General features: G+C 69.2%; 17 protein-coding genes and 1 tRNA gene. 10 read left to right on the top strand and 8 right to left on the bottom strand.

Features of this window, described 5'->3' with window-relative positions:
* Nucleotides 1–20 precede the first annotated feature (20 nt).
* A complete protein-coding gene (locus tag AB0M01_RS22430; RefSeq protein ID WP_363672408.1) occupies nt 21–221 on the top strand; it encodes a helix-turn-helix domain-containing protein in 201 nt (66 codons plus the stop codon).
* Nucleotides 218–1,657 carry a hypothetical protein gene (locus AB0M01_RS22425; protein ID WP_363672406.1) on the top strand — a complete coding sequence of 480 codons (1,440 nt, stop codon included), beginning with the start codon at nt 218–220 and terminating at the stop codon, nt 1,655–1,657. Before AB0M01_RS22430 ends, AB0M01_RS22425 begins: the two co-directional genes overlap by 4 nt.
* A gap of 121 nt (nt 1,658–1,778) precedes the next feature.
* On the opposite strand, the gene AB0M01_RS22420 is transcribed toward AB0M01_RS22425, so the two are convergent.
* A tRNA-Tyr gene (locus tag AB0M01_RS22420) sits at nt 1,779–1,861 on the bottom strand.
* Nucleotides 1,862–1,959: 98 nt separating this feature from the next.
* On the opposite strand from AB0M01_RS22420, the gene AB0M01_RS22415 reads away from it, so the two are divergent.
* Together AB0M01_RS22415 and AB0M01_RS22410 are read left to right on the top strand one after the other, a co-directional pair.
* Complete coding sequence (locus AB0M01_RS22415) at nt 1,960–2,451, top strand: YajQ family cyclic di-GMP-binding protein (protein ID WP_363672404.1); 492 nt, start codon at nt 1,960–1,962, stop codon at nt 2,449–2,451.
* A gap of 60 nt (nt 2,452–2,511) precedes the next feature.
* Entirely contained in the window at nt 2,512–3,450 is a 939-nt protein-coding gene (locus AB0M01_RS22410) for a phosphotransferase (protein WP_363672402.1), read from the top strand.
* 1 nt (nt 3,451) lies between these two features.
* On the opposite strand, the gene AB0M01_RS22405 is transcribed toward AB0M01_RS22410, so the two are convergent.
* Nucleotides 3,452–3,733 carry a hypothetical protein gene (locus AB0M01_RS22405; protein WP_363672400.1) on the bottom strand — a complete coding sequence of 94 codons (282 nt, stop codon included), beginning with the start codon at nt 3,731–3,733 and terminating at the stop codon, nt 3,452–3,454.
* A 146-nt stretch (nt 3,734–3,879) separates the two neighbouring features.
* Here AB0M01_RS22405 and AB0M01_RS22400 point away from each other — a divergent pair, with 146 nt between their 5' ends.
* On the top strand, nt 3,880–4,632 hold the full coding sequence (locus tag AB0M01_RS22400; protein WP_363672397.1) for a helix-turn-helix transcriptional regulator: 753 nt from the start codon (nt 3,880–3,882) through the stop codon (nt 4,630–4,632).
* On the opposite strand, the gene AB0M01_RS22395 is transcribed toward AB0M01_RS22400, so the two are convergent.
* On the bottom strand, nt 4,629–5,351 hold the full coding sequence (locus tag AB0M01_RS22395) for a hypothetical protein (RefSeq protein ID WP_363672395.1): 723 nt from the start codon (nt 5,349–5,351) through the stop codon (nt 4,629–4,631). The two genes, AB0M01_RS22400 and AB0M01_RS22395, sit on opposite strands and share 4 nt — an antisense overlap.
* Before the next feature lie 10 nt (nt 5,352–5,361).
* Nucleotides 5,362–6,153, bottom strand: a complete 792-nt coding sequence (locus AB0M01_RS22390; RefSeq protein ID WP_363672393.1) for an AraC family transcriptional regulator — start codon at nt 6,151–6,153, stop codon at nt 5,362–5,364.
* A 111-nt stretch (nt 6,154–6,264) separates the two neighbouring features.
* Here AB0M01_RS22390 and AB0M01_RS22385 point away from each other — a divergent pair, with 111 nt between their 5' ends.
* Complete coding sequence (locus tag AB0M01_RS22385) at nt 6,265–7,125, top strand: phytanoyl-CoA dioxygenase family protein (protein ID WP_363672391.1); 861 nt, start codon at nt 6,265–6,267, stop codon at nt 7,123–7,125.
* Nucleotides 7,125–7,427: a hypothetical protein gene (locus tag AB0M01_RS22380; protein WP_363672389.1), complete on the top strand. Its 303-nt coding sequence runs from the start codon at nt 7,125–7,127 to the stop codon at nt 7,425–7,427. Before AB0M01_RS22385 ends, AB0M01_RS22380 begins: the two co-directional genes overlap by 1 nt.
* Here the strand turns inward: AB0M01_RS22380 and AB0M01_RS22375 are convergent.
* A complete protein-coding gene (locus tag AB0M01_RS22375; RefSeq protein ID WP_363672387.1) occupies nt 7,417–8,649 on the bottom strand; it encodes a glycoside hydrolase family 32 protein in 1,233 nt (410 codons plus the stop codon). The two genes, AB0M01_RS22380 and AB0M01_RS22375, sit on opposite strands and share 11 nt — an antisense overlap.
* Nucleotides 8,646–9,668, bottom strand: a complete 1,023-nt coding sequence (locus tag AB0M01_RS22370) for a lactonase family protein (RefSeq protein ID WP_363672385.1) — start codon at nt 9,666–9,668, stop codon at nt 8,646–8,648. The genes AB0M01_RS22375 and AB0M01_RS22370 overlap by 4 nt, the downstream gene beginning before the upstream one ends.
* 50 nt (nt 9,669–9,718) lie before the next feature.
* Between AB0M01_RS22370 and AB0M01_RS22365 the strand changes: the two genes are divergently transcribed.
* Nucleotides 9,719–10,570 (top strand): arylamine N-acetyltransferase, encoded by an 852-nt coding sequence (locus AB0M01_RS22365; RefSeq protein ID WP_363672383.1) that lies wholly within the window; start codon nt 9,719–9,721, stop codon nt 10,568–10,570.
* Nucleotides 10,567–11,430: an arylamine N-acetyltransferase gene (locus tag AB0M01_RS22360; protein WP_363672381.1), complete on the top strand. Its 864-nt coding sequence runs from the start codon at nt 10,567–10,569 to the stop codon at nt 11,428–11,430. The genes AB0M01_RS22365 and AB0M01_RS22360 overlap by 4 nt, the downstream gene beginning before the upstream one ends.
* Here the strand turns inward: AB0M01_RS22360 and AB0M01_RS22355 are convergent.
* Both AB0M01_RS22355 and AB0M01_RS22350 read right to left on the bottom strand, forming a co-directional pair.
* Nucleotides 11,427–11,942 carry a GNAT family N-acetyltransferase gene (locus AB0M01_RS22355; RefSeq protein WP_363672379.1) on the bottom strand — a complete coding sequence of 172 codons (516 nt, stop codon included), beginning with the start codon at nt 11,940–11,942 and terminating at the stop codon, nt 11,427–11,429. The two genes, AB0M01_RS22360 and AB0M01_RS22355, sit on opposite strands and share 4 nt — an antisense overlap.
* Nucleotides 11,943–12,016: 74 nt before the next feature.
* Nucleotides 12,017–12,397: a hypothetical protein gene (locus AB0M01_RS22350; RefSeq protein WP_363672377.1), complete on the bottom strand. Its 381-nt coding sequence runs from the start codon at nt 12,395–12,397 to the stop codon at nt 12,017–12,019.
* 69 nt (nt 12,398–12,466) lie between these two features.
* Between AB0M01_RS22350 and AB0M01_RS22345 the strand changes: the two genes are divergently transcribed.
* On the top strand, nt 12,467–12,979 hold the full coding sequence (locus AB0M01_RS22345; protein WP_363672375.1) for a helix-turn-helix domain-containing protein: 513 nt from the start codon (nt 12,467–12,469) through the stop codon (nt 12,977–12,979).
* The last annotated feature ends 2 nt before the right edge of the window (nt 12,980–12,981 follow it).

The following is a 12,981-nucleotide window of genomic DNA, read 5'->3' as shown; positions in this document are numbered from 1 at the left end:
CACCCGAAGGAGACACCTGCGTGAGCACGGCAACCCCGATCCACCGGGCACACCTGACGATCGCTGACCTCTGCGCAGAGCTGGGCGTAGCCCGCTCGACCTTCTACGACTGGCGGGCCGCCAAGAAGGCTCCCCGCTGTTTCAAGCTCCCCAATGGCGAGCTGCGGATCCGCCGTACCGACCTTGAGAACTGGCTCGACTCATTGCAGGAGGCAGCATGAACAACGACCACAAGATGGACCTCACGTACGACGTGCGCTTTCACAAGATGGAGGTCTACAAGGGGAAGACCAAAACCACGTATCGTCCCCGATGGGTAGTCGCCGGGGAGCGATTCGGAGAGAGCTTCACCCACCGGAAGCTCGCCACATCTTTTGAAGCTTCGCTGATCACAGCGGCACGCGAAGGTGTTCCCTTCGACAAGAAGAGCGGACTGCCCGCACCGATGGCGAGGAAGCTGTACAGCCGCACGTGGTTTCAGCACGCCTGCCAGTACGTAGACGTCAAATGGCCCCACATCTCCCCTGGCCACCGGCGGGGCATCTCCGAGACGCTGACGCAGGCGACCTTTGCCTTGCTCACCGACCAGCGGAATCGGCCGTCCGATGCACAGATCCGCAAAGCACTCCACAGTTGGGCGTTCAGCAAGTCGGCACGCGACGGTCTGCCGCTCGACCGCGCCGAGCCGCCCGCTGCGATAGCGGGCACGATTGACTGGTTGATGACCGCCACAGCGGACCTGTCGGAATTCGAGGATGCCGAAGTTGTTCGCACCGTCCTAGACAGACTGGCCCTTCGTCAGAACGGAAAGGCCGCGGCACCGAGCACGATCACCCGTCGCCGCGCGACCCTGCATGGCGCACTGCGATACGCGGTCGAGCTGAAGTTGCTCCAGGCGCATCCATTCGACACGGTCAGTTGGAAGGCGCCCCAGCACGACGAGAAGGTAGATCCCCGGGTGCTCGCAAACCCCAAGCAAGTCCGGTCCCTGCTGGTGGCGGTTCGGGAGATCTACCCATCATTGGAGGCTTATTACGGCTGCATGTACCTCGCGGCAATGCGTCCGGCAGAGGTCCGCCACCTCGCAGAATCACACCTCTTGAGCCTGCCCGAAGAAGGCTGGGGTGAGATGCTGCTTGACGGTTCGACCCAGCAGACGGGGCAGACGTGGAGCGACACCGGAGACGTCCGGGAAGAACGACCGCTGAAGCACCGAGCTGAGAACAGCACGCGGCGTGTGCCGATCTGCCCCGAGCTGGTTGCCCTCCTGAGGCGGCACCTAGAAGTGCATGGGTCCGGCCCGGGTGGCCGATTGTTCGTGACTCGCGCCGGTCGCTTCGGCCGCATCCCTCCGAAGGCGTACTGCAACCCGGTGCACCCGAACACGCTCTCGCGTACCTGGGCAAAGGCTCGCAAGAAGGCACTGACCGAACAGCAGTTCGTCTCACCACTTGCCCGCCGGCCGTACGACCTTCGCCACGCAGGCGTCAGCCTGCAGCTCAACGCCGGGGTTCCCGCGACCCTGGTAGCGCAATGGGCCGGACACAGTGTGAAGGTCCTCCTGGACGTCTACGCCGGATGCATCGACGGCCAGGAGGAGGCTGCCCGCCGGCGGATCGAGGCAGCCCTAGCACCGCTGCCCGCGGTGGCCGCCTAACAGTTTGGGACACATTCGGGACGGACAGCCGTAGATCGCCGGTGATGGCCGGACACAGCCGGACACGATGAAAGAGCCCCTGGCCTGCGTTTCCGCAGGTCAGGGGCTCTTTCTAGCCCTGTGGCAGGTGCAGGGTTCGAACCTGCGTAGGCATAAGCCGACAGATTTACAGTCTGCTCCCTTTGGCCGCTCGGGCAACCTGCCAGGGTGATGCCGGTTCGTGAACCGGCGTGAGAGACGATACAACAGACAGTGCCCCTGACAGCAAATCGGTTGGACAGCAACTCGGAAGGGAAGTGCCCATGGCTTCGGAGTCCTCCTTCGACATCGTGAACAAGGTCGACCAGCAGGAGGTGGACAACGCCGTGAACCAGGCGGCGAAGGAGATCAGCCAGCGGTTCGACTTCAAGAACGTCGACGCGGGGATCAAGCTGAGCGGTGAGGCCATCGACATGCAGGCCAACACCGAGGAGCGGGTCAACGCCGTCCTCGACGTGCTCAAGGACAAGCTGGTGAAGCGGCAGATCTCGCTCAAGGGACTCGAGGCCGAGGAGCCGAAGCTGTCCGGCAAGATCTACAAGATCGGCGCCACGATCAGCGCTGGGATCACGCAGGAGAACGCGAAGAAGCTCTCGAAGCTGATCCGCGATGAGGGGCCGAAGGGTGTGAAGGCTCAGATCCAGGGCGATGAGCTGCGGGTGTCCAGCAAGAGCCGGGATGATCTGCAGGCTGTGCAGTCGCTGATCAAGGGACAGGATCTGGACTTCGCGGTGCAGTTCGTCAACTACCGCTGACCGGACCGGCCCGACCAAATTCGCTCGTCGAACCGCCCTTGGCCGGGCATCCTGGGCGCCGTGGAGACGCCGGCGCTGGGTGAGTGGTTGCTCGAGGACTTCGGGCTGGATGTGGTCGACATCACGCGGGTGCACGGGGGTGCGGATCTCGCGGCCGAGGTGTGGCGGGTCGACACCGGGGTTCGCTCGTACGCCGTGAAGTGGTCCGGCGGCGGGACTGACGCGGGGGCGCTCGTTGCCGCGGAGCTCGCGGCGGCCGGGGTGGTGGGAGTGGCCGCGCCGGTTCGGGCTCGGGGTGGTGGGTTGTGGAGTGTGCGCGGTGGGCGGCGGCTGACTGTGGTGCCGTGGGCTGACGGTGCATCGGCCGGCGAGGTCGGGCTGACGCTGGAGCAGTGGGCGGCGTACGGCGTACTGCTGGCTGGTGTGCATGCGGTGGAGCCGTCGGACGAGCTGCGGCGGGTGTTGCCGGCGTTGAATCCGGTGAATGCGCGGATGCCGGGGCTGATGCGGGAGCTGGACGCTCGGCTGACCGGGCGGGCGCCGGTGGATGCGGTCGAGGCGGAGCTCGGGGAGGTCTGGCTGGCCGACCGGGACAGGATTCTCGGGTTGCTTGAGCCGGTGGACGGGCCGCGCGGTGAGGCGGTGATCTGTCATGCGGATCCGCATCTCGGGAACGTGATCGCCGGGGACGAGCTGCGGCTGATCGACTGGGACGACGCGGTGCTGGCGCCTCGGGAGCAGGATCTGCTGCTCGTGCTCGGGGGGATGGGGTCGCTGGGGCCGACCGATGCGGAACAGCTCGATGCGTTCTTCGGTGGGTACGGCGCTGTCGAGGTCGACGCGGTGAATCTGCGGTACTACCGGCGGGCGCGGGCGCTCGAGGAGGTCGCGCTGTGGGCCGAGCAGGTCATCACCGGGCCGGACCGCGAGGACTCGCTCCGGATCTTTCGGGGAGCCCTCGCGTCCGACGGGATGGCCACGGTCGCGCTGCGGTCGTGACCTAGACAGCACTCTTCGCGTACGGCGGGTGCAGCTTCGGCAGGCGGTGGGTGGCGATGACCGTCAGGACCGCGGTGACGGCGACGGCCAGCGCGACGAGGGCGATGACCTGCCAGGTGGCCAGACCAGTCGTCTGGATGATGGGGGCCGGGGTCTCCGTGACGGGAGCCCCGGAACGTGGGCCCGGCTCCGGCGGGAGCTTGGCGTACGCCGTACCGGTGACGGCGGCGAGTGGGAGCAGCAGGGTGGTGCCGGCGACGGCCAGGCGGGACAGCGGGTTCATCAGTGTTCCTTTCGGAGAGCGGCGGCGTGGTTGCCGGCCGTGTCTTCACCGTGGGGCCCGCAGCCGTCAGGAGGCCATACGACGTTCGACGTATGGGCCGGCACCCGAATGAGGCCTAGCCTGAGCAGCAGGAGGAGGGGATCGCGATGGTGGAACACCTCACCGTCACCGAGCGGGACCTTCGCCGGATCTTCGACGTGATCGACCTGGGGCGGCGGGAGGGGCCGGGGACGGAGTTTCCGCGGCAGGTGCTGAGCGCGCTGCGGGAGTTGGTGCCGGCCGACGACGTCACCTTCCAGGTGAGTCGGCCGATGGATCGCCGGGTGCTCGGGCTGGAGGAGGTCACCGACGTCCCGGAGGAGCTGCCGGACGGGTGGGAGGACCTGTTCTGGAGCTCGTACTGGGACGACGAGATCTGCAGCCGGCCGCAGCGGACCGGCGACTACGAGAGCGTCTGGAAGGCGTCGGACTATCGCTCGCCGCGCGAGCTGAGCAGGTCGCCGGTCGGTGAGTGGTTCCGGGTGATGGGGATCCGCAACGAGATCCTGGTGCCGTTCCCGGCGCGCGGCGCGGAGGACCAGCGGCTGATGCTGTTCCGGACCAGCGGGCGTGACTTCACCGAGCGGGAGCGGCTGCTGCTGCGGATGCTGCGGCCGCATCTGGTCGACGTACGCCGGGAGCTGGAGCGGCGGCGCGCGGGTGTGCCGGACCTGACCGGGCGGCAGTGGCAGCTGCTGCGGCTCGTCGCGGCCGGGCACAGCAACAGCCAGATCGCGCGCAGGCTGGTGGTTGCCGAGGGCACGGTTCGCAAGCACCTGGAGAACATCTACGAGCGGCTGAACGTCACCAGCCGAACCGCTGCGGTCGCCGCGGCGTTCCCACTGGCCGAGACTGCTTAGGCGTGCCGGACCCAGATGTTCGGTTCGACATACGTGCCGAGGCCGTCGGCCACCGAAAGGGTCGTGAGGCCCGCGGGGATCGTGTAGGTGCCAGGCGACGGGAAGACCATGCCGGTCCACTCCTCCCACTCGGCGACGGTCCCGGTGATGGTCTGTGAGGCCGGGGCCGGAGCCAGAACCGAGGCACCGAGCCGGACGTGGGTGCGCAGCCAAGGGTCGAGAGGCAGCCCGTCCGCGCGCGTCCAGGTCTGGTACGTCGCGATGTCGGTCAGCGGGTAGCGCGTCTTGAGCGTCGGGCGGAGCGGGGCGATCACCTGAGAGAGGCCGGCGGTGACCGCGTGGTCGCGAACGGCGGTGATCAGCGCGGCGGCGGTGCCCTGGCCTTGCTGATCGGCGCGAACGGCCGCGGCCATCAGGACGAAGGTGTTCGGTGAGATGCCCGCTTCGTACGACGTGACCGCGCGAGCGAGCGCGTCGGTGTAGCCGCCGGGCAGGTCATCCACCGACCCGTCCCAGGCGAGCGCAACACCCCAGCATCCAGCAAGTAGTCGTCGTTCAGCCGACACGTAGTAGAACTCCCACTCCGGGAAGTACTGCCCACGCCGCTCGTTGTACTGCTTCGCCACCGCGTCGTGGAAGATGAACTCCGGCCAGCCTTCGGCGAAGACCGTCGAGGCCTCCTCGTCGTACTCCGGAGCGTCCGCGACCTGGATCAGCATGGCTCCGAGGCTAGGGTGACGAGCTGCCGCTGACCACACCATTTCGGACCGCCCGCGGCGATCCGCCCAGCTCCCGGTGGCAGGCCTTGTTGAACGCCTGGAGGTCCGGGATTCCGACCGACGCGGCCACGGCCGGGATCGACAGCGTCGACGCGACGAGCAGGTGCCGTGCGCGCGTCAGTCGACGCCGGCGGAGGTAGGCGATCACGGTGAGACCGGTCTCCGCGTGGAAGAGCCGGGTCAGGTGGTTGTGCGACACCCTGGCCTCGCGCGCGAGCTCCGGGACGGTCAGCGGGCGCGCCAGGTTCGCCTCGATGAAGGCGACCGCCAGCGCCACCGCCGGATGCGTGCCGTGGCCGGCCTCCCTGCTCGCGTCCAGCTGAGCGATCCGCCACAGCGCCGTCCACACCTCCGCGACCACCCGCGCGGACCCACCGGGCGACGCCTCGATCGCCGAGCGCAGCAGGTCCGCCAGCACCGGCGCGGCGCTGCCCGCGTCCTGCACGAGCGGCACGTACGCCGGCTCGCCGGAGCCCCCATCGCGCGGCCGGAAGTGCACGTACAGGTGCTCGGAGCGCCCGCGGTAGTCGAACTGCACCGGCATCCCGGCCGGGGTGAGGCTGACGAAACCGGGCGCGACGGCGTACGTCGTACCGTCCCAGGTCACGTCGGCGGAGTAGCTGTACAGGTGCAGCTGCCACAGGTCGGGCAGCTGGTAGACGTCGCGGCGGCGGTGGATGCCGTGCAGGCCGGAGCCGAGGTTCACCACCTCCGGCGGCTGAGTCAGCGGCAACCGAAGCATGGTGAGAAATTACCACCAGTGGTGATTCAAGCCGACGCGGGACAAGCGCGCCAAAACCTAGCCTGGACGAGTAGGAACCACCACGGACCAGTCGCCCCGAAAGGGAGAGACATGCCTCGACCGCACCCCAAGAACCTGCTCACCTCGGTCCAGATGGCTCATTTCGTCGCCACCGGCGCGTTCCGGATGGACGCCGTCGTCCCGGACGAGATGAACCAGCAGGCCCTCGACGTCCTCAAGGCCGGCGTCCCCGGCGTCCCGTACGGCACGCCGCTGTCGGAGGCGTTCACCGACAGCGAGTTCGTGCAGCGGCTGGTGCAGCTGCCCGAGATCGCCGGCGCGATCCACAGCCTGGTCGGCCCGGAGCCGACCGTCGACCACCACGCCGTGCACATCCGCAACGCGAACGACGGCGAGGCGCAGAACCTGCACGGCGACGCGATCATCGACGTCCGCGAGGACGCGTTCGACGTCCAGCTGATGTACTACCCGCAGGAGGTGACGCTCGAGATGGGCGGCACCCTGAGCGTGCCCGGCAGCCACCTGCGCCGGACCAACGAGTCCGACACCGGCCGCTACCAGAACCTGCTCGGCCAGACCCGGCTGACCTGCCCGGCCGGCACCGTCGTCTTCCTGCACCACGGCATCTGGCACGGCGGCCGCCGCAACGACAGCGACATCGACCGCTACATGTTCAAGATCCGTTTCAACCCGACCGTGCGCCAGGTCCGGCTCTGGGACCTCGAGGACCTGTACGACGAGCAGGTCGCGACCGAGCTCAAGCAGACCTTCCCCTGGTACGAGAACGCCACCGGCCGGCTGGAGATCTACAACCGGGTGAAGCTGTGGCAGCAGCTGACCGGTGACGACACCTTCGACCCCGACTACTGGGTCACCCGGATCTCGAACCGCCCGCAGCGCGTGATCTCCCAGCGCAGCCTCAACCCGCACGCCGCCAAGAAGGACGCCTGATGACAACGACTGCCCCCGACCCGACCAAGACCACAGTCCGCCAGCAGGTCCTCGTGCTCTACCTGGCCTCGTCGGCGCTCGACGCGCGTACGGTCGGCTGGTCGACCTACGACGGGACCGGCGCGACCTCGCCGACCACCGGTGACAGCGACGTCCCGCCGTACGCGACCGGGCTGGACGCACTGAAGGACGGCTGGCGGCTGTTCCAGGCCGCGCAGCTGCTGCCGCCGCAGCACGGTCACGAGTACGACGTGTCGTTCCTCAAGCACGAGTTCTTCTTCGAGAAGCTCGTCACGGTCTGAGCTGGTGCAGCACCAGTGAGCTGACCCGCAGCGGGCCGTCGGTGACGAGCGCGATCTCGTCGCCGGCGGCCCGGCGGTCGAGGTCGACGTTCAGGCACCGGTAGTCGAGGCCGGAGAAGACGGCGAGCTGACCCCGGTCGACGAGGAGCCGCAGGGTTTCATCGGGGGCGACCGGTACGTCGAAGCAGCCGCGGATCCGCAGCGTGCACGCGCGGGAGGCGCCCGCAATCTCCAGCTCGGCCGTGCAGCCTTCGCCGAGGACATGGGTGCCGGCGGAAAAGGTTGCCTCAGGCCACGACTGCGTGTCGTGGCGCAGGGTCCGGATCTCGTCGACCGGCCGGCTCAGGACCCGCGGGCCGTCCGGGGTGCCGACGAGCTCCTGCTCGACCGGGAAGCTGGCGTTGCCGGTCCAGGTCGCGCCGTGGTTGCCGCCCTGCCAGGCCATGGTGACGGTCCGGTCGACGTTGTCGAAGGACTGCGCCGCGTAGTAGTCGCTGCCCGCGGCGCCGGGATTGGTGGTGATGGTCTGCGGCGACGTCCAGGCCGTCGTGAAGGTCCGGCCGTCGAACGCACCGACGACGTACGAACCGCGCGCGTCACGCAGCACCCAGACGGTCTCGCCGTCGAGGTCCATCGGGGTGAAGTCGGGGCACTCGAAGAACCAGCCGGCGGCGTACCGGCTCGTCCGTTCCCACTGCAGCAGGTCCGGGGAGACGAAGAAGTCGACGCCGTTGCCGTCGGCATCGGACCAGACGACCATCGCCCACTGCCCGGTCGGCTCGTGCCAGACCACTTTCGGGTCGCGGCTCTCGCGGCCGCTCGGTTGCGCGATCACGCGGCCGCCGTCGTACGGCGTGAAGGTGAAACCGCCGTCGAGGCTGTAGAACATCCGGACGCCCTGGGTGCCGGAGAAGACCACGATCGGATCGTGGTCGCCGGACTTCAGGCCCGAGGTGTTGCGCAGGTCGACCACTCCCCCGCCGGACCACAGGTCGCCGGGGTGGATCGCCGGGTCGAGCGCGATCGGCTGCTCGGTCCAGCGGACCAGGTCGGGGCTGGTCGCGTGCCCCCAGTGCATGGTGTCCCAGACCAGGCTGCCGGGCGCGTGCTGGAAGTAGAAGTGGTACGTACCGCGGTAGTGCAGCAGCCCGTTCGGGTCGTTCATCCAGCCGGACCGCGGGCTGAAGTGGATCAGCCCACGGTTCGGCTCGGCGGCGGTCATCGGACCGGCAGCACGCAGACCGGTTTCGGCCAGGACAGCGGCGTCCCCGTTGCGGTGAGGGCGCCGCTGGACTGGTCGATCTCGAACGTCGCGACGACGCTCGAGCGCTCGTTCGCGGCGTACAGCCGGGTGTGGTCGTTGCTGAAGGCAAGGTGTCGCGGCCAGTCGCCGCCGGAGCCGATGGTCTGGATCAGCTCGACACCGAGACCGTCGGCGTCGGTCGCGAAGACCGCGATCGTGTTGTCGCCGCGGTTCGAGCCGTACAGGTACCGGCCGTCCGGGGTGATCAGCAGCTCGGCCGGGTAGTTCTCGCCCGATGCGCCGTCCGGCCGGGTCGAGACGGTCTGCGTGACGGCGAGCTTGCCGTCGGCGTAGCTGCAGACGGTGAGCGTGGAGTCCAGCTCGTTGATCACGTACGCCGCCCCGCCGGCCGGGTGGAAGACCAGGTGCCGGGGCCCCGCGCCCGGGTGGACCTGGAGCCGGCTGACCTCGTCGAGCCGGCCGTCGGTGGTCAGCGTCGAGACGTAGACGGTGTCCGAGCCGAGGTCGACGTCGAACGCGTACGCACCCGCCGGGTCGAAGGCGACCTGGTGGGCGTGCGGGCCCTCCTGGCGGTCGGCGTTCGGGCCGGTGCCCTCGCGCTGCAGGATCTGCGTCGCCGTACCGAGCGAGCCGTCGGCGGCGATCGGGTGGATCGCGACCGAGCCGGAGCTGTAGTTCGCGCTGAGCAGGTAGTTGCCGGAGGGATCGACCGCGAGGTGGCACGGGTGCGCGCCCTCGGTCGGCTGGTCGTTGAGGAACTCCAGCGCGCCGTCGGCACCGACCGCGAACGCGCTCACCCGGCCGGCCTCCAGCTCGTTGGTCGCGTACAGGAACCGGCCGTCGGCCGACCGGGTCAGGAACGACGGGTCCGCCGTCTCGACCGCGACCACCAGCTCCTCGACGGTGCCGAAGCCGATCCCGGTCCCGCCGCCGTCCTGGCTGGTGTAGCTGCCCACATAGATCCGCTCCGAAGTCATGCCCCTACCCTGCCAGGTCAGGGACTTGTGAGGGCAAATATTCTCGATGTGTGGATGTCGCCGCGTTCCTGCAGCGGATCGGACTGGACCGTACGCCGGCCGGCCCGAGCGTCGAGGGACTGTTCGCGCTCCAGCGTGCGTACGTCGACGCGGTGCCGTACGAGACCGTCCAGTACCAGTTCGGCGGGGGTGCGCCGCTCGATCCGTCAGCGGTTGCCGCGCGGATGGTCGCGGGCGAGAGCGGCGGGTACTGCTTTCAGCTGAACGGTGTGTTCGCGCTGCTGCTGGAGTCGCTCGGGTACCGGGTGACGATGCATCGGGGCGGCGTACAGGTCGGGTCGGCGGCTGCGCACGCGGACGGGACGCATCTGGTGCTGACCGTGGACGGGTTGCCTGAGGATCCGGCGCAGGTCTGGCTGGTGGATCCGGGGCTCGACGACGGGTTCTACGAGCCGGTGCCGCTGGTCGCGGGATCGACGTGGCAGGCGCCGTACGAGCTGACGCTGCGGCGGTCGGACGTGGTGGACGGGTGGCGGCTCGATCACGATCCGCGGAGCAGTCTGGTCGGGATGGACTTCGAGGACGCGCCGGCTCGGCTGGAGGACTTCGCCGCTCAGCATGCGCGGTTGTCGACGTCGTCGGAGTCGCCGTTCGTGAAGGTCTGCCTGGCGTTCCGGCGGCGGCCGGAGAGTCTGGTTTCGCTGCGGTCGCGCGCGCTGACCGAGGTGTTCGCGGATCGCGTCGAGCGGGTCGTCCTCGACGGGCCGGGTGAGTACTTCGAGGTGCTCGCCGACGTGTTCCGGCTGCCGTTGCCGCAGCTCGGAGCGCGGGAGCGCGAGCAGCTGTGGCGGCGGGTCGAGGGCCAGTACGAGCGCTACCTCGGTCGTACGCTCGTCGTATGAGTGGCTCGGCGTTCCTGCGGCGGATCGGGTTGACGGAGGCTCCGGCGCGGCCGAGCGTCGAGGGGTTGTTCGCGCTGCAGCGCGCCTTCGTGACGTCGGTGCCGTACGAGTCGATCCAGTACCAGCTGGGGCGCGGCGGGCCGCTGGATCAGCAGGCGGTCGTCGGGCGGATGGTGGCGCGGGAGGCGGGCGGGTACTGCTTCCAGATGAACGGCGCACTCGCTTGGCTGCTGGAGTCGTTGGGGTACGCCGTGACGATGCATCGCGGCGGGGTGCAGACGCGGACGGCGGCGGAGGCGCGGGTGGACAGCACGCATCTCGTGCTGACTGTCGCTGGGCTGCCGGAGGATCCTTCTCGGGTTTGGCTGGTGGATGCCGGGCTCGGGGACGGGTTCCTGGAGCCGATGCCGCTGGAGGTCGGCTCCGCGCGGCAGACGCCGTACACGTTCTCGCTCGGGGCGTCGGCGGTGACGGACGGGTGGCGACTGGAGCACGATCCGCGGAGCGCGATCGCGGGGATGGACTTCGAGGCGACGCCGGCGGTGATCACTGATTTTGCTGAGCGGCACACCTATCTGTCGACCGCTGCGGAGTCACCGTTCGTGCGGGTCGCGTCGGCGTTCCTGCGGCGGCCGGAGAGCGTGCTCGCGCTGCGGTCGATCGAGCTGGTCGAGACGTCTGCCGATCGCGCCGAGTCGACGGTGATGGAGACGCCGGGCGAGTACTACGAGCTGCTGGCCGACGTGTTTCAGCTGCCGCTGGAGCACCTCGATCGGGGTGATCGAGATCAGCTGTGGCGACGGGTGGTCGGGCAGTACGAGTCGTACCAGGCGCGGCTCGCGGCCGCCGCCGAGTCTTAGAGCTGCTTGCCGTACAGCGCGGCGTTCGGGGTGAGCTCGGGGAGCAGCAGGTGCCAGCCCTTGCGGCGGTAGAGGCGTGGGGCTGGGCGGTCGTCGACGTACGTGCTGAGGAGGGCTTTGTTGTGCGGGAGGCCGGCGAGGAGAGCGTCGTGCAGCTCAGCGCCGAGGCCCTGGCGCTGCGCTGAGGTGGCCACGGCCAGCTCCACGATCTCGAAGTGCCCGCCGACCCACACGTCGGCGATCTCCGGCGCGACCTCGGCGATCCGGTCCGACCACCACTGGCCGCGATCGCCGGTGAACCCGTACGCGAACCCGGTGATCGCCCCGGCCGAGCGGGTCAGCACGAGCTTGAAGCCCGGGCGCGTGGCGTGCAGCGGGAGTTGCTCGGTGGCGAACTGGTCAGCTTTCTCGGGCGTCTCGTCGTACCCGGGGGCGCCGAAGGCGGAGAAGTAGACGTCCCGCAGCTCGTCGGCGACCGCGAGCGCTTCGGAGGGGCCGAGGGTTTCGGTCATTTGCCGAGGCTAGCGGGCTCAGCCGCGCGGGGCTCGACCGCGCGAGGCTGAGCGACGCCGAGGCCAGGCGGGGCTCAACTCGCGAGGTTGCTGGGCAGCAGCTCGGCCGCCAGCGCCTCGGCGTTCGGGGTGCTGACCAGGACGACATCGTAGCCGGTGAGGTCGGCGCCTTCCGGGGTGAGGGTGAGGCGCAGCGCCGGGCGGTTGCGGCGGGCGCTGACGAAGTGGCGGACGCCGGTGCCGAGGCCCCAGCGGCCGACCTTGAGGACGCCGGTGACGACGAGGCCGGAGCGGCCGCCGGGGGTCGCGGTCCAGCGGGTCGGCTGCTCGACGACGCCGACCGTGGCGATCGCGTCGAGCGGGATCGCCAGCCGCGGGCGGCCGGCGGCGAAGAACCGCTCCCACCAGGTCAGGTCCACCGTCACCGTCGCGCCGTTCGCACGTACTGTCGCCATGTCAGGTCCTCCGCTCCTAGACTGTTTCCATTACTGGGAATATTACCAAGATTGGAATCCGAACACCAGATGACCTCGCTCGTCGACCTGCTGCACCACCCGCTGCGCTGGCGGATCGTGCAGCTGCTGATCGGCCGCCCGCTCACCACCCGCGCGCTGGCCGAGCTGCTCCCGGACGTCGCGACGACCACGCTGTACCGCCAGGTCGGGGTGCTGGTGAAGGCCGGCGTGCTGGTCGTCTCCGACGAGCAGCAGGTCCGCGGCACGGTCGAACGCACCTACACGCTGAACGCCGCGGCCGGCGACGCCGACAACGAGGGCGTCGACCACGACCGGCTGCGCACGATGTTCACCGTCTTCGTCGCCGGGATCGGCGGGCACCTCGACCAGTACCTCGCCCGCGACGAGATCGACCCGCTGGCCGACGGCATCAGCTTCCGGCAGACCGCGCTCAACCTGTCGGACGAGGAGTTCGCGGAGTTCGTCACGGCGTACGGCGAACTGCTCGGCCGGTACGCCGGGAAACCGGACACGGACGAGCGCAGGCGGCGAGTGCTCTCGACGATCGTCGTGCCCGATTAGTG

The organism is Kribbella sp. NPDC051770, assembly GCF_040681455.1.
Classification (GTDB): domain Bacteria; phylum Actinomycetota; class Actinomycetes; order Propionibacteriales; family Kribbellaceae; genus Kribbella.
The sequence above is the reverse complement of the archived record's forward strand: the minus strand, read 5'-3'. Positions and strand labels throughout refer to the sequence as shown.